This is a genomic window from Acidovorax sp. JG5, assembly GCF_017939685.1.
Taxonomy (GTDB): Bacteria; Pseudomonadota; Gammaproteobacteria; order Burkholderiales; family Burkholderiaceae_C; genus Acidovorax.
On sequence record NZ_JAGKSE010000003.1, the window covers coordinates 331,074 to 346,167 of the forward strand.

Below are 15,094 nucleotides of genomic sequence, written 5' to 3' on the forward strand. Positions count from 1 at the left end.
ATAGGGGTGCGCGCGGCATCGGCCTTCGCTGCGGCATCGCCTTGCATCCCAACGGGTCGGCAAGCGCTGAAAATCTGCCCCCTGCACCCATGGGAGAATGCCGCCCATGCACGCATTGTTTGAAGAAGCCGGCAAATTCATGGCCGGCCGTATCCTGTCCGAAGCGGAAAGCTCGGCCCAAGTCGAGCTCGATTCGGGCAAGCGGGTCAAGGTCAAGGCCGCGAACCTCCTGTTGAAATTTGACAAGCCCGCGCCGTCGGAGCTGATGGCGCAGGCGCAGGCCATTGCCCAAAGCATCGAGCTGCCCCTGGCCTGGGAATTCGCGCCCGAGGACGATTTCGGCTTTGCCGACCTCGCGCGCGACTATTTTTCAGACAACGCCACGCTGGCCCAGCAGGCCGGTGCGCTGTTCGCCCTGCACGAGGCGCCGCACTACTTTCGCCGTGCTGGCAAGGGCCGCTTCAAGAAGGCGCCGGCCGAAATCCTGCAACAGGCGCTGGCCGCCATCGAGAAAAAGAAACTGATCGTGCAGCAGATCAGCGACTGGGCCGAGGCGCTGGGACGCGGCGAATGCCCGCAGCCCATCCGCGAGCATCTCTACAAAATTTTGTTCCGCCCGGACAAGAACGCGCCCGAATACAAGGCCGTGGTCGAGGCCAGCCGCGCCACGCACCTGGCGCCGCTCGATCTGCTGCAAAAAGCCGGCGCCATCGACTCCAGCTACCAGTTCCACTGGAAGCGCTTTTTGTTCGACAACTTCCCCAAGGGCACGGGCTTCCCGCAGCTCACTGCGCCGCAGCCGCCCGCAGACCTGCCGCTGGCGCCGGTGCAGGCCTATTCCATCGACGACTCGCAAACCACCGAGATCGACGACGCGCTGTCGGTGCAGGGCCTGGGCACGGGCACCGTGGTGCTGGGCATCCACATTGCCGCGCCCGGCCTGGCCATCCAGCCCGGCAGCGCCATCGACCAGCTGGGCCGCAGCCGCCTGTCCACCGTCTATATGCCCGGCTACAAGATCACCATGCTGCCCGACGAGGTGGTGCAGATCTACACGCTGGACGAAGGCCGCGCCAACCCGGCGGTGTCGCTGTATGTCACCGTGAACGAAGCCACGCTGGAGATCACCGGCACCGAAACCCGGCTCGAGCGCGTGCCCGTGGTGGCCAACCTGCGCCACGACCAGCTCGACCACATCGTCACCGAGGCCTGGCTAACCGACCCGGCGATGCAGATAGAAAACACCCCGCAGCGCTTGCTGGATGTGCGCGACCAGCTATCATTTTTGCACCGCCTGGCCAAGAGCCTGAAGGCCCAGCGCGAAGTGGTGCGCGGCAAGCCCGAGAACTTCAATCGGCCGGACTACAACTTCCGCCTGATTGGCAATGACAAGGCCGAGCCCAACGGCTCGGAAACCGTGCAGATCACCACCCGCCAGCGCGGCGCGCCCCTGGACCTGATCGTGGCCGAGGCCGCCATCGTGGCCAACAGCACCTGGGGCAGCTGGATGGCCGAGCTGGGCGTGCCCGGCATCTACCGCAGCCAGGCCAGCATGGCGCCGGGCGTGAAGGTGCGCATGGGCACCAAGGCGCTGCCGCACGCCGGCATTGGCGTCAAAAGCTATTCGTGGGCCACCTCGCCGCTGCGCCGCTATGTCGATCTGGTAAACCAGTGGCAGATCATTGCCTGCGTGCGCAACGGCAAAACAGCGGCGCTCGCGGCCCCCTTCAAGCCCAAGGACGCCGAGCTGTTCTCCATCATCAGCAGCTTTGACGCGGCCTACAGCGCCTACAACGGCTACCAGGCCGGCATGGAGCGCTTCTGGACGCTGAAGTACGTGGAGCAAAACGGCATCACCGAGCTCAACGCCACCGTGTTCAAGGAAGGCCCGGGCGGCAGCTTTCTGGTGCGGGCGGACGAGCTTCCGCTGGTCTTCCCCGTGCTGGGCGCGCAAAACCTGCCGCGCGGCGCACGCCTCAAAGTCAAGCTCGGGGAGGTGGACGAGATCACGCTCGACATCCACGGCACGGTGGTCGAGCGCCTGGACGACCCGGCCGACGCCAGCGATGACGGCCCGGTGGAGGACGCCGAGGACGACGAAGCCGTGGCCGGCCCCATCGCCATCGCCGTCGATGTGAATGAAGCCGAGGCCAGCGCCCCCCCAAGCGCCGATAATCCGACCTCGTGAAACCACGCACCTTCCTCACCCGCTTCAGCACGCTGCAGCTCACGCTGGGTGTGTCGGTGGCGCTGCATGCAGCGCTGCTGTCGGTGCGTTTCATCGACCCCGAGGGCTTCCACCGCGTGTTCCAGGACACGCCGCTCGAAGTCATCCTGGTCAATGCCAAGTCCAACGAGCGGCCCGACAAGGCCCAGGCCATCGCCCAGGCCAACATGGCCGGGGGCGGCGAGGCCGACAAGGGCCGCGCCACCAGCCCGCTGCCTTATTCGGCGCTCACGGCGGTGGGAGACGATTTCGAGGAGTCACAGCGCCGACTCGAAGCCCTGCAAGAGCAGCAAAACCAGTTGCTGGCCCAGTTGCGCCAGCAGCTCGCCGCCCTGCCCGCCCCCGATCCACACAAGCCCAGCCAAAGCGGCAGCCAGGCCGCCGAAGAGGAAAAGCGCCGCCAGCTCGTGAAACTGCTGGCCGAGATCGAAAAGCGCATCAACGAAGAAAACAAGCGCCCGAAAAAGCGCTACATCAGCCCCGCCACCCGCGAAGAAGCCTACGCGGTCTATTACTCGGCGCTGCGCAGCAAGGTCGAAGACAAGGGCACCGAAAACTTCCCCGAGCAAGGCGGCAAAAAGCTGTATGGCGAGCTGACGATGATCGTCACCGTGAACCACGATGGCCGCGTCCTGGCCACCGAGGTGGTGCAAGGGTCGGGCAACCCCGCGCTGGACCGGCAGGCCGAGGCCATTGCGCGGGCCGCCGGCCCGTTCGGCGCCTTCAATGCCGAGATGCGCCGCCAGGCCGACCAGATTGCCATGGTGGCGCGGTTCAAGTTCACGCGCGACCAGACCCTTCATACCAACCTTGAAGCCTCCCCCGAAAGCCGCGCCCCCTGAGCAACGGTCTCCGGTGGCCTGCGGCGCGCCAGACGACCCAGCACCCGGCCCACACTCTTCACTTCACACCGCGTTCCATGAGTTCTTCCGCTGACCTGTATTGCGTGATGGGCAACCCGGTGGCGCACAGCCGCTCGCCCGTCATCCACGCCCGTTTTGCCGAGCTGACCGGCGAGCACCTGGTGTACGAGCGCTGCCTGCTGCCCATCGACGGCTTCGCCCAGGGCGTGCGCGAGTTCATCGCGCGCGGCGGGCGCGGCTGCAACGTCACCGTGCCCTTCAAGATCGAAGCCGCCGCCCTGGCCACCACGCGCAGCGAACGCGTGCAGCGCGCTGGCGCCGCCAACACCCTGGTGTTTGCCCCCGATGGCATCCACGCCGACAACACCGATGGCCTGGGGCTGGTGGCCGACATCACGCGCAATGCCGGCCTGCCGCTGGCCGGGCGCGACGTGCTGCTGGTGGGCGCCGGTGGCGCTGCTGCGGGCGTGCTGGGCCCCCTGCTGCAGGCGGGCGTGCGCCACATCACCGTGGCCAACCGCACGCTGGCCCGGGCCCAGGCGCTGGTGCAGGCCCATGCCGACCTGGCGTTGCTACAAAAAACAGAGCTACTAGCGCTTACTCCGCAAGCACTGGATGCCGATTTTGATCTCATCATCAATGCCACGGCCAGCAGCCTCGCGGGCGACGCCGTTCCTGTGCCGGCCCATGTGCTGCGCCCCGGCAGCCTGGCCTACGACATGATGTACGGCCCAGCGGCGCAGGGCTTTCTGGACTGGGCGCGCCAGCATGGCGCCGTGCCCCGCGATGGCCTGGGCATGCTGGTGGAGCAGGCGGCAGAGGCCTTTGCCCTGTGGCGCGGCGTGCGCCCGCCATCGGCGCAGGTATTGGCCGAGCTGCAGGCCGCGGTGTGAGAGGGGCGCAACCATGAAAGCCGTGCTGCGCTGGCTGGGCCTGGTGCTGGTGGCCGTGGTGGCCCTGCAGCTGTTCTTTGTGGGGCGCATCGCGATGATGGCCGTGCTCGCCCCCGAATCCACCACCTTCCAGCGCTCTGAAATCTGGGCGCAGCTGGCCAGCAAAGGGCAGGTGCAGTGGCGCCAGCAGTGGGTGCCTTACCCCCAGATTTCCGACCACCTCAAGCGCGCCGTGATTGCCGCGGAAGACGACAGTTTCGTCAACCACGACGGCGTGGACTGGAACGCCATCGAAAAGGCCTGGGAACGCAACGCCCGCGCCGAGGCGCAAATCGCCAAGGCCCAGGCCCGCGCGCCCGATAAACCCGTGCGCGCACCCAAGATTCGCGGCGGCTCCACCATCACCCAGCAGCTGGCCAAGAACCTGCTGCTCTCGGGCGAGCGCACCCTGCTGCGCAAGGGCCAGGAATTCGTGCTGACGCTGCTGCTGGAGCAATTGCTCTCCAAGCAACGCATCCTGGAGATCTACCTCAACAGCGTGGAATGGGGCGACGGGGTGTTTGGCGCCGAGGCCGCGGCCCAGCATTACTTCAAAAAACCGGCCGCACGCCTGTCGCCGCAGGAGGCCGCGCGCCTGGCCGTCATGCTGCCCGCGCCCAAGCGTTTCGAGAAGACGCCGGGCTCGGCCTATCTGGCGGGGCGCACGCGCACCATCGTGGCGCGCATGGGCAGCGCCGAGCTGCCTTGACGCCACCCGATGAGCAACAACGCCACGCGCCCTGGCCGGGATGCCATGGGTCGGCGCTTGCCCTCCAGCACCTATTTCTTGCGCCGCTTGCCCAAAGCCCTGGCGGGCGGCTTGGGTGCCAGCCCCAGCGCGGCGCGGGCCAGGGCGTCGGCCTCTGTGTTGCGATGGCGCGGAATCCACTGCCACTGCACCGGCCCGAACGACTGCAGCAGGGTGCGCGCCTGATCCAACAGGTCTTGCAGCCGCGCGATGGGCCGGGCCGCCGCGCCGCCAAGCTGCTCCACCAGAATGCTGCTGTCGCTGTACACCCGCAACGCGCTGGCCCCGCGCGCCTGCAGCTCGCCCAGGGCCAGCAGCAGCGCCCGCAGCTCGGCCTCGTTGTTGCAACCCGTGGTGTGGGTCGCCTGCGAGAGCTGGTGCCGGGTGCCGTCGGGCGCGCAGAGCACCACGCCCAGCCCCATGCGGCCGGGGTTGGGCACGGCGCTGCCGTCGCAGTAGATGGTCCAGGGGCTGAGCGGGGTGGATTCGCCCACCGGATTCATCGCATGGGCTGTGCAGTCAAAGCCACCGGCGGGCGCCGTGGCGGGGATAGTCATGAACGGTAGAACGCTTCTACCTTGCCCTTGAGCTTGATCAGCAGCGGCTTGCCCTTGCGATCGAGCGTCTTGCCCGCGGGCACCTTGACCCAGCCTTCGCTGATGCAGTATTCCTCGACATCGAAACGGTCCTTGTCGTTCAGACGGATGCCGATGTCGTGCTCGAACACGGCGGCAACATGGTGCGGGCTGCGCGGGTCGATGGACAGGTGGTCAGGCAGCGGCGGGAGCGCGGAGGTGGCTTCGGTCATGAAAATCCTGCAAAGGCTGAATGCACAAAAGCGCGCATTGTCCCGGATTTGGCCCCGGTGCACTGCGCCCGGCCCGTATCATCGCCCCATGCCTGCCACGCTTGGCGCCCTTCTTTTTCGCAGAAGTTTTTCGGATAAAAACCGCCTCTAGCGCCCGACTGACAAGCGTCAGCAGCTACCCTTTCAATAGCACATGAGAATTCTGGGAATCGACCCCGGCCTGCAGACCACGGGCTTCGGCCTGATCGATGTGGACGGCCACCGGCTGAGCTATGTGGCCAGCGGCACCATCCGCACCACCGCGCTGGCATTGGGCGATCTGCCTGGCCGGCTGAAAGTGCTGTTTGACGGCATCAGCGAGGTGGCGGCGCGCTACCAGCCCGACGTGGCCACCGTCGAGATCGTCTTCGTCAACGTCAACCCCCAGTCCACCCTGCTGCTGGGCCAGGCCCGTGGCGCGGCCATTACCGCCCTGGTGGCCAGCAACCTGCCCGTGGCCGAATACACCGCGCTGCAGATGAAAAAAGCCGTGGTCGGCCATGGCCGCGCCGCCAAGACGCAGGTGCAGGAGATGGTGCGCCGCCTGCTGCAGCTGCCGGGCCTGCCCGGCACCGACGCCGCCGATGCGCTGGGCATGGCCATCACCCACGCGCACGCTGGCGCGGCCATGGCCCGGCTCGGCGAGGCGGCCACGCTGCAGCGGCGCCAGCACGCGATGTACAAGGGTGGCCGCAGCTACTGACATGCCCGGCACTGCGACACCACGGGGCGCAGTAACCCTGCTGGGGACAGGCGCCCTAAAATCGGCCGGATGGCCCACCCACCCTCTCCTGCGCCCGCTGCGGCGCCCGCACCATTCAACGGCCATTTCACTACCACCGAAGCGATCGCCGGCTTCATCTTCGTGAAAATTCCGGTCGGCCGCCGACACGACGAGTCAGACCCTTTGCACCGCCGCGAGGACACCATTGACCAGATGCTGCGCGCGCAGAGCCTGGGGCTGGTGGTGGGCTGGGGCGATTCGCTGGGCGAGCGGCGCCCCGATGGGCTGCGGCCTGCCGCCTATATCCGCATCGACATCAATGCCCACGACGTGCAGGCCGTACGCAGCGCCCTGCGCGCGCTGTTGCCAACCCTGGGCGCACCCGCCGGCACCGAAATCCACTACACCCTGGCGGGGCACAGCCTGCGGGACATAGCGCTGGATACGGGTTGGCAGCTGGAACAGTCGTTTTCGCCCCTTAAAAATCGCCCAAACCCCTGACAGGGAAAGCGCCAAAAGCTATTGATTCAGTAGCATTTGGCGACACGGGTCAGCGCCCCAGCCCGCGCTTGAGTTCCTTGAGCAAGAGCAGCACCTGGTTGGAGGCATGGCGACAACGGCCGTTGAGCAGCTGCACGGCCTGGGCCTGCTCTCCCGCCTGGAAACAGGTGACCACCGCTGCAGCGTGCTGGTGAAAATGCCGGTGCCGCGCCACCAGCATGTCAAACGCCGGGTAATGCCCCAGCCGGTCACGGCCCGCTCCGTTGAGCCAGCGGCCCAGGTCGCAGCGGTCGTCCTGGCAGATGCGCTCGGGCCGCATGACCTCGCTGGAGCGGCCATGCACCATGTCCTGCAGTTGCAAGCGCCAGCCTTCATGGCTGGCAATGGCCGCGTCGATGTCGATCTCGGTCACCAGCATGGTGGCGTATTCGGCATCCAGCACCAGTTCGCTGCCGTTGTCTTCCACCGCCCAGGTGGTTTCCGGGCTGGAGGCATCCTGTTCACGGATTCTGAAAAATCGACTGAAAAAGCCCATGCTGCCCCCTCTGCAAAACGTCAGCCACGCATCGCGCAACGTGCGGCTCCGGTGGTTTTGCAACATTTTGTGATCGGTTCTGTGTCTTGGCTACCAAAAATTGGCAATGTCGTCGCCAGCGCAGTGTGCCGACCTTGCCAGATGGACCAGATCCCCCAGCCCCGGCAGCAGCCAGGGCGCCCAGCGCCGACAATCGGGCCATGACTGCCACCCAACGCCCCACCCTTTCCATGCTCGATCTGGTTGCCGTGCGCGAGGGCGGCACCGTCGCCCAGGCACTGCAGACGGCCCTGCGCACCGCGCAACACGCCGAATCGCTCGGTTTTACGCGCTATTGGCTGGCAGAGCACCACAACATGGCCGGCATTGCCAGCTCGGCCACCGCCGTGCTGGTGGGCCACATTGCCGGGGGCACGCAGCGCATCCGCGTGGGCTCGGGCGGCGTGATGCTGCCCAACCATGCACCCCTGGTGGTGGCCGAGGCCTTTGGCACGCTGGCCGAGCTCTACCCCGGCCGCATCGACCTGGGCCTGGGCCGCGCGCCCGGCACCGACCCCGCCACCATGCGCGCGCTGCGCCGCAGCCGCGTGGAGACCGCCGACGATTTTCCGCAGGACGTGGCCGAGTTGCAGCGCCTGCTGGCGCCAGCCGAGCCGGGCCAGCGCCTCATCGCCATGCCCGGCGCGGGCACCAACGTGCCCCTCTGGCTGCTGGGCTCCAGCCTGTTTTCGGCGCAGCTGGCGGCCGAACGCGGCCTGCCCTACGCCTTTGCCTCGCACTTTGCACCGCGCCTGCTGCACCAGGCGCTCGATCTGTACCGCCAGCTCTACCGGCCATCGGCCCAATGGCCCAAGCCCTATGTGGCCATTGGCGTGCCGCTGATCGCGGCGCCCACCGACGCGGAGGCCGATTTTCTGGCCAGCAGCACCTACCAGCGCGTGCTGGGCATCCTGACGGGCGACCGCCGCCGCCTGCTGCCGCCCATCGAGAACTTTGCCGCGAACCTGCAGCCGCAAGAGCGGGCGGCCATTGGCGACTTTCTGGCCGCCGCCGTGATCGGCGGGCCCGAAACAGTGCGCGCCGGCCTGGCCCATCTGCACCAGGCCACCGGCGCCGACGAATTCATGCTGGTCAGCGATGTGTTCGACCCGGCGCTGCGCCTGCGCTCGCTGGACATTGCCGCCCAGGCCCTGGCCGAGATGGCGTGAAGCACGCCCAAGCGGCGCCGCACCACGGGCAGCGGCTACCATCACGGGCTGGCTGATTGCGCCTGACCGCTCCTGCATTTCACCCCCACATGCCCGCTTTTTCTTTTGAAGCCCTGGACGCCCAGGGCCAGACCCGCAAGGGCCTGATGGAAGCCGACACAGCCAAGTCGGCCCGCAGCCTGCTGCGGGCCCAGGCGCTGGTGCCCTTGAGCGTGGAGCCCGTGCAAACCGGCCAGTCGCTCGACGGCGCACCCGCCGGCCTCGGGCAACGCCTTTTCACCCGCCCGGTGTTTGGCGCCTCGGCCCTGTCGGTCTGGACGCGCCAGCTGGCGGGGCTGGTGGCATCGGGCCTGCCGCTGGAGCGCGCGCTCACCGCCCTGTCCGACGAAGCCGACGACGAGCGCCAGCGCCACCTGGTGGCCGCCTTGCGCGCCGAGGTGAACGCCGGCGCCACCTTTGCCCGCGCGCTGGCCCAGCACCCGCGCGAGTTCTCGGACATCTACTGCGCCGTGATCGGTGCCGGCGAGCACAGCGGCAACCTGGGCCTGGTGCTGGAGCGCCTGGCCGACGACCTCGAAGAGCGCCAGGCCCTGAAGGCCAAGCTGATGGGCGCGGCGCTGTACCCGGCCATCGTCACCGTGATCGCCATCGTGATCGTGCTGTTTCTGGTGAGCTATGTGGTGCCGCAAGTGGCCAGCGTGTTTGCCGGCACCAAACGCGCCCTGCCCTTCCTCACGGTGGCCATGCTGGGCCTGAGCGCGGTGGTGCGCAGCTATGGCTGGCTGATGCTGGTTGCTTTCATTTTGATAGCTGCAGGCGCACGCTGGGCCTTGACCATTGAGCGTTTTCGCCAAAAATTCGATGCCGCCTGGCTGAACCTGCCCCTGGTGGGCAAGCTGGCACGCGGCTACAACGCGGCGCGCTTTGCCAGCACGCTGGCCATGCTGGCCAGCGCGGGCGTGCCCATCCTCAAGGCCCTGCAGGCCGCCGCCGAAACCCTGAACAACCGCGCGCTGCGCGCCGACGCGCTCGATGCGCTGGTGCTGGTGCGCGAAGGCGCCCCGCTGGCCTCGGCACTGGCGCAGAAAAAGCGCTTTCCCGGCCTGTTGTCGATGTTTGCGCGCCTGGGCGAGCAGACCGGCCAACTGCCGGTGATGCTGCAGCGCGCAGCCACCCAGCTGTCCACCGAAGTGCAGCGCCGCGCCATGCAGCTGGCCACCATCCTGGAGCCGCTGCTCATCGTGGCCATGGGCCTGGTGGTGATGCTGATCGTGCTGGCGGTGCTGCTGCCGATCATCCAGCTGAACCAGTTCGTGAAGTGACTTTATGGCCGTGACATTGGACGACAAGCTGGTGGTGGCGATTTCGTCGCGCGCGCTGTTCGATTTCGAGGAGGAAAACCGCCTCTTCGACCCACTGGACCCGCGCCCTTACATGGAGCTGCAGCAGCAACGGCTGCATGTCCCGGCGAAACCTGGCGTGGCCTTTGCGCTGGTGAACAAGCTGCTGGCGTTCAACACGCCCCAGGCCAGGCCCGTGGAGGTCGTCATCCTCTCGCGCAACGATCCCGTCAGTGCGCTGCGCATCTTTCACTCGGCCCATAACGCGGGCCTGCCGCTGGAGCGGGGGGTGTTCACCCAGGGACGGGATCCGTTCAAGTACCTGCGCCCCTTGGGCGCGCACCTGTTCCTGTCGGCCAACGAAAAGGATGTGAGCGAAGCGCTGGCATTGGGCTTCCCGGCAGCGCGCGTACTCACAGACTCGGCCGCCGCTGGCTCCAACTACCCCAACGAGCTACGCATTGCCTTCGACGGCGATGCCGTTTTGTTTTCGGACGAAGCCGAGCGCGTCTACCAAGCCGAAGGGCTCGCGGCCTTCCAGACGCACGAGATCAGCAAAGCCGCGCTCCCCCTGTCGGGCGGTCCTTTCAAACCCCTGCTGGCTGCATTGCACCAGCTTCAGCAGCAGGCCGATGTGTCGGGCATGCGCCTGCGCACTGCGCTGGTCACCGCCCGCAGCGCGCCAGCGCATGAGCGCGCGATCAATACGTTGATGAAATGGAACCTGGCGGTGGATGAGGCCATGTTCCTGGGTGGACTGGAAAAAGGTCCATTCCTGCGCGAGTTCGAACCCGATTTCTTTTTCGACGACCAGACGGGTCACGCGACCTCCGCAGCCCGCCATGTGCCTGCAGGCCATGTGAGCAGCGGTATCGCCAACCAGGCCCCCCCGTCCGCCCCATGATGCGTGCCATGCCCATGGGACGCGAAGGCAGCGTGAACGGGCCCTGTGCAAACCGTGATCGCCCGGCAAAAGAATGCAACACCCGGTGACAGCCTGCGTGCGCCGCGTTGCAAACCCGCCAGGCGGCCGCAGGTGTGCCACCATGACCCGTTCGATCCAAGGAGCCTTGCGCATGAAAATTTTGCTGGCACTGCTGACCACCCTGGGCTGCAGCGTGGCCCTTGCCAACCCGCCCGGGGTGGCCGCCGCCCCCGCCAGGGCAGCGGCCAGCGCCCCGGCTGCGGCCCCGCTTTCCAAGGGCGAAGTCAAGGCCATGCAGGAGTTCAAGATGCTCGACTTCAATAGCGACGGCAAGCTCAGCCGCAGTGAAGTCGTGCTGTTTCCGCGCCTGTCTGCCGCCTTTGACGAAACCGACACCGATCACGACAACTTTGTGTCTTATGCCGAAGTGCGGGTTTTTGCCGCCAAGTACCGCGCCGAACGGGAGCGCAAGCGGGCCGCACAGGCAGAAGTGGCATCGGACAACCCAATGCCCAAGCCCTGACGGGATGAGCGGCCGCGCATTGGACGCCAAAACGCCGCTGAGCGCTTATACAGCAAGCGCAGCCAGCTATTTATTCAATAGCAAATGCAAACAGAAGAAATGCCTGCCTGCGGCCTTATTCCGTGTCCAATTCATTCGTGTCCAGGCAAAGCAACAGCGACATGGGTGACTGGGCAATGGATTACAGGCCGGAGGTGCGCTTGATCTTGGGGTCCGAATAGGTCAGCGGCTCTTCCTTGACCTGCTGGGCCAGGCGCTCCTGCAAGGTCATCTTGTGGATGTCCTGCGCCAGCTCAATCGCGCTGCCGCTGGCCCGCCACATGGACTGGAGGAACTCGATCAGCTGCTTGGAGATGGGCTCTTTGGGCGGCTCGGGCGGCTCCTCGGCCGTGTCCTTTTTCTTGACCTCCGTCCAGTCGCGATTGGGCGAATCGGGGGCGGAGGGCTTGTCGGGCTCGCGCACGATGGCGCCTTCTCCCAGGCGGTCCATGGACTCTACCGGGTTGGGCGCGTTGATGGGACGCACCGCAGGGGCGCCTGAAGCGCCAGTGGAATACAAATCAGCGCCCTGAGGACGCCAGTTTGGCGAACGATCGACAGGTGGCAGTTGCATGGCAATGGCCCTTCATGAATGGAAAAATAGGACTGCTTTACAGCCTCTTCGTACATTCATTACGGCAAAAAGAAGGGGGAATTAAGCCCTTTTTTTCCTTTTCAGCAAAAAACAGAGTTTTTACCTGCTGGCCACAGGCCTGCAACGGCCAATTGGTGCTCTCTTTTTATAAAAAACGCTCTAGCAAGCGCCGAGAGTGCTTATCCAGTACCGTGGTATCGGGCACGCGAAACTGCATGCCGTCTCCGGCGGCAATCAGCAGGCGCGTGCGCCCGGCCAGGCGGCGAATGTCTTCCTCAGCCTTCAGCACAAACTGGGCCGGGCCTTTGTCGGTCTCGACGGTCCAGGTGCTGGGTGTGGAAAAACTCGAAACAGACGAGATCTGGCGGATAGTGGGCACAAACTCCCGCACCGCCAGCTCCTCCTCAATCAGGCGGCGCTCTGCCTCGGGCAGCTGGTCCAGCCGGTCAATCCAGAGCAGTTCATGGCCATCCGCACCGATGAGGGAAAGGCCCTCCGACGGCGCCGCGATGGGAAACGCGCGCACGGGCGTCACACCTTCGTGGACGGTGCCGTCAGGCAGGGTCAGGACCAGTCGGCCGTGGGGGTTGTGAGCCAGGGTGAATACAGGCGAGGACACAAGCGCGAAGGCGGTGGGGTTCATGGCGGTTTTTTCGGTGTCTGTCATGGATTGCCTGCGGGGTGCGCCGAATGCAGCAGGCTGCTGTCGATGATGACGCCGGCAGCCTGGGCATCTTCTTCGGCGCGGCGGGCCTGGGCTTCGTACAGGCGCCAGTAGGCCCCCTCTTTTTCCATCAGTTCGTCGTGCGGCCCCACCTCGACCACCTCGCCACGGTCCATCACCACCAGGCGATCGGCCTTGCGCAGGGTGGACAGGCGGTGGGCAATGGCGATGGTGGTGCGGCCCTGCACCAGGTTGTCGAGGGCTTTCTGGATTTCTTTTTCGGTCTCGGTGTCCACGGCCGAGGTGGCTTCATCGAGGATCAGGATGCGCGGGTCGATCAGCAGCGCGCGCGCAATGCTGATGCGCTGGCGCTCGCCGCCCGACAAACCCTGGCCGCGTTCGCCCACCAGCGAGTCGTAGCCGTGCTGCAGGCGCAGGATGAACTCGTGCGCGTGGGCGGCGCGGGCCGCCGCAATGATTTCTTCGCGCGTGGCTTCGGGCTTGCCGTAGGCAATGTTTTCGGCAATGGTGCCGAAGAACAAAAAGGGCTCCTGCAGCACCAGGCCGATGTGGCGGCGGTAGTCGGCCACGGCAAAGCGGCGAATGTCCACGCCATCGACCTGGATCGAGCCGTCGCTCACGTCGTAAAAGCGGCTGATCAGGTTGACCAGCGTGCTCTTGCCCGAACCGCTGTGTCCCACCAGGCCGATCATTTCGCCGGGGCGAATGTCCAGGTCCAGGTGCTTGATGACGGCGCGGCTGCCGTAGCGAAAACCGACATTGCGCATCTGGATCGCGCCCTCGACGCGGGCCAGTTTCACGGGCTGAACCGGGTCGGGCACGTTGCTGACATGGTCCAGGATGTCAAAGATGCGCTTGGCGCCCGCCGCCGCCTTTTGCGTAACCGAAACGATGCGGCTCATCGAATCGAGCCGGCCATAAAAGCGCCCGATGTAGGCAATGAAGGCCGTCAGCACACCCACCGTGATCTGGTTGCGCGACACCAGCCAGATGCCGAAGCCCCAGACCACGAGCAAGCCGATCTCGGTCAGCAGCGAGACTGTGGGGGTGAACAGGCTCCAGGTCTTGTTGAGCTTGTCGTTCACCTCCAGGTTGTGCTGGTTGGCATCGCGAAAGCGCTGCGCCTCGCGCTTTTCCTGGGCGAAGGCCTTGACCACGCGGATGCCGGGAATGGTGTCGGCCAGCACGTTGGTGACCTCGGACCACACGCGGTCGATCTTCTCGAAGCCCGTGCGCAGGCGGTCGCGCACGGTGTGGATCATCCAGCCGATGAAGGGCAGCGGCACCAGCGTGACCAGCGCCAGCCAGGGGTTGATGGAGAACAAAATGGCCGCAGTCATGCAGATCATCAGCACGTCGGTGACGAAATCCAGCGCGTGCAGCGACAGGAACACGTTGATGCGGTCGGTCTCCGACCCGATGCGCGCCATCAGGTCGCCCGTGCGCTTGCCGCCAAAGTAGTCGAGCGACAGGCGCAGCAGGTGCTCGTAGGTGGTGGTGCGCAGGTCGGCGCCAATGCGCTCGGACACCAGCGCCAAGATGTAGGTGCGCGCCCAGGAGAGGCCCCAGGCGGCCAGGGCCGACAGCAGCAGGCCGCTCAGATACAGCAGCACCAGAGCGGGTTCGATCTGCTGGCCGTTCTGGAACGGGATCAGGATGTCATCCATCAGCGGGATGGTGAGATAGGGCGGCACCAGCGTGGCCGCCGTGGACGCCAGCGTCAAAGCAAAGCCAGCGGCCAGCTGCTTGCGGTAGGGCCGCGCAAAGCGCCACAGGCGCAGCAGCACCCAGGTAGAGGTTTGCGGCGGCTGGGCACGCGCGCAGGCCGGGCATTCCTCGGTGTCGGGGGGCAACGGCGCATGGCACAGCGGGCAGGCAGGTTCATCGACCTCTTCCTGCGCTGCACCGGCCACCAGGCTGCGGGCCGCTGCCTGCTCGAACCGCTGCACCAGGCGCAGGGCCTGGGGGTGGTGCGCCAAGGTAAAGCGCCACAACGCCAGCCGCGCCTCGGGGGCCTGCAGCTCCAGCGTGCCCACCCCGCCGTGGTCCTGCATGCGCAGTGTCAGCCCGCTCGACAGCGGCCAGGCGCGCCAGGCTGCAGCCCCCGGCTCGCAGGCCAGAATGCGCTCCGGGGTCACCACCACCCAGCCGGTGGCAAAGCGCAGTTCGGCGCTCAGGTCAACCTGTAACGCGGCCAGCACGTTCTCTTGGGGAGCGAGCATGGCCCGCAAATCGGCCCCCTGGGGGCCAGAAAAGACACCGGAGGCGTCCACAGAATGGTGATGTTGCATAGGTTTGGGTTCTCTGCCGCCGGCGAAACAAAGCCGCACGCGGTGCAGAAGCCGGAATTTTGACCGAAACCCGAAACACCAGTGCAAACTGCACGCCCCCTCCACCCATGG

General features: G+C 66.2%; 16 protein-coding genes. 10 read left to right on the plus strand and 6 right to left on the minus strand.

The window, feature by feature from the left end:
- The first annotated feature begins 106 nt into the window (after window positions 1-106).
- The 4 genes from J8G26_RS05635 (at window position 107) to mtgA (ending at window position 4,731) form a co-directional block, all read left to right on the plus strand.
- Window positions 107-2,188, plus strand: coding sequence for an RNB domain-containing ribonuclease (locus J8G26_RS05635; protein WP_210568225.1), 2,082 nt, complete (start codon window positions 107-109; stop codon window positions 2,186-2,188).
- Complete coding sequence (locus J8G26_RS05640; RefSeq protein ID WP_210568226.1) at window positions 2,185-3,069, plus strand: TonB family protein; 885 nt, start codon at window positions 2,185-2,187, stop codon at window positions 3,067-3,069. The genes J8G26_RS05635 and J8G26_RS05640 overlap by 4 nt, the downstream gene beginning before the upstream one ends.
- Before the next feature lie 77 nt (window positions 3,070-3,146).
- Window positions 3,147-3,983 carry a shikimate dehydrogenase gene (gene aroE / locus J8G26_RS05645; RefSeq protein ID WP_210568227.1) on the plus strand — a complete coding sequence of 279 codons (837 nt, stop codon included), beginning with the start codon at window positions 3,147-3,149 and terminating at the stop codon, window positions 3,981-3,983.
- A 13-nt stretch (window positions 3,984-3,996) separates the two neighbouring features.
- Window positions 3,997-4,731, plus strand: coding sequence for a monofunctional biosynthetic peptidoglycan transglycosylase (mtgA, locus tag J8G26_RS05650; protein WP_210568228.1), 735 nt, complete (start codon window positions 3,997-3,999; stop codon window positions 4,729-4,731).
- 71 nt (window positions 4,732-4,802) lie between these two features.
- Here mtgA and J8G26_RS05655 read toward each other — a convergent pair whose 3' ends face one another.
- Window positions 4,803-5,273: a ribonuclease HI family protein gene (locus J8G26_RS05655; protein ID WP_210568263.1), complete on the minus strand. Its 471-nt coding sequence runs from the start codon at window positions 5,271-5,273 to the stop codon at window positions 4,803-4,805.
- A 50-nt stretch (window positions 5,274-5,323) separates the two neighbouring features.
- A complete protein-coding gene (locus tag J8G26_RS05660; RefSeq protein WP_210568229.1) occupies window positions 5,324-5,578 on the minus strand; it encodes a DUF3297 family protein in 255 nt (84 codons plus the stop codon).
- Between the two features lie 193 nt (window positions 5,579-5,771).
- On the opposite strand from J8G26_RS05660, the gene ruvC reads away from it, so the two are divergent.
- Complete coding sequence (ruvC, locus tag J8G26_RS05665) at window positions 5,772-6,320, plus strand: crossover junction endodeoxyribonuclease RuvC (protein ID WP_087747502.1); 549 nt, start codon at window positions 5,772-5,774, stop codon at window positions 6,318-6,320.
- 69 nt (window positions 6,321-6,389) lie between these two features.
- Complete coding sequence (locus J8G26_RS05670) at window positions 6,390-6,842, plus strand: hypothetical protein (RefSeq protein ID WP_210568230.1); 453 nt, start codon at window positions 6,390-6,392, stop codon at window positions 6,840-6,842.
- A 49-nt stretch (window positions 6,843-6,891) separates the two neighbouring features.
- Here the strand turns inward: J8G26_RS05670 and J8G26_RS05675 are convergent, their stop codons facing one another.
- Window positions 6,892-7,377, minus strand: coding sequence for a CZB domain-containing protein (locus J8G26_RS05675; RefSeq protein ID WP_210568231.1), 486 nt, complete (start codon window positions 7,375-7,377; stop codon window positions 6,892-6,894).
- Window positions 7,378-7,577: 200 nt separating this feature from the next.
- Here J8G26_RS05675 and J8G26_RS05680 point away from each other — a divergent pair, with 200 nt between their 5' ends.
- The 4 genes from J8G26_RS05680 to J8G26_RS05695 all read left to right on the plus strand — a co-directional run bounded on the left by J8G26_RS05680 (window position 7,578) and on the right by J8G26_RS05695 (window position 11,373).
- Entirely contained in the window at window positions 7,578-8,585 is a 1,008-nt protein-coding gene (locus tag J8G26_RS05680; RefSeq protein ID WP_210568232.1) for an LLM class flavin-dependent oxidoreductase, read from the plus strand.
- Between the two features lie 89 nt (window positions 8,586-8,674).
- A complete protein-coding gene (gspF, locus tag J8G26_RS05685; RefSeq protein WP_210568233.1) occupies window positions 8,675-9,907 on the plus strand; it encodes a type II secretion system inner membrane protein GspF in 1,233 nt (410 codons plus the stop codon).
- A 4-nt stretch (window positions 9,908-9,911) separates the two neighbouring features.
- Window positions 9,912-10,829 carry a 5'-nucleotidase gene (locus tag J8G26_RS05690; protein ID WP_087747507.1) on the plus strand — a complete coding sequence of 306 codons (918 nt, stop codon included), beginning with the start codon at window positions 9,912-9,914 and terminating at the stop codon, window positions 10,827-10,829.
- Between the two features lie 142 nt (window positions 10,830-10,971).
- Window positions 10,972-11,373, plus strand: coding sequence for an EF-hand domain-containing protein (locus J8G26_RS05695; protein WP_246881241.1), 402 nt, complete (start codon window positions 10,972-10,974; stop codon window positions 11,371-11,373).
- A 181-nt stretch (window positions 11,374-11,554) separates the two neighbouring features.
- Here the strand turns inward: J8G26_RS05695 and J8G26_RS05700 are convergent, their stop codons facing one another.
- The 3 genes from J8G26_RS05700 to J8G26_RS05710 all read right to left on the minus strand — a co-directional run bounded on the left by J8G26_RS05700 (window position 11,555) and on the right by J8G26_RS05710 (window position 14,983).
- Window positions 11,555-11,986, minus strand: coding sequence for a hypothetical protein (locus J8G26_RS05700; protein ID WP_087747509.1), 432 nt, complete (start codon window positions 11,984-11,986; stop codon window positions 11,555-11,557).
- A 166-nt stretch (window positions 11,987-12,152) separates the two neighbouring features.
- Complete coding sequence (locus J8G26_RS05705) at window positions 12,153-12,650, minus strand: DUF1854 domain-containing protein (RefSeq protein WP_246881261.1); 498 nt, start codon at window positions 12,648-12,650, stop codon at window positions 12,153-12,155.
- Window positions 12,651-12,670: 20 nt separating this feature from the next.
- Complete coding sequence (locus J8G26_RS05710) at window positions 12,671-14,983, minus strand: ABC transporter ATP-binding protein (RefSeq protein ID WP_210568235.1); 2,313 nt, start codon at window positions 14,981-14,983, stop codon at window positions 12,671-12,673.
- Window positions 14,984-15,094: the final 111 nt, after the last annotated feature.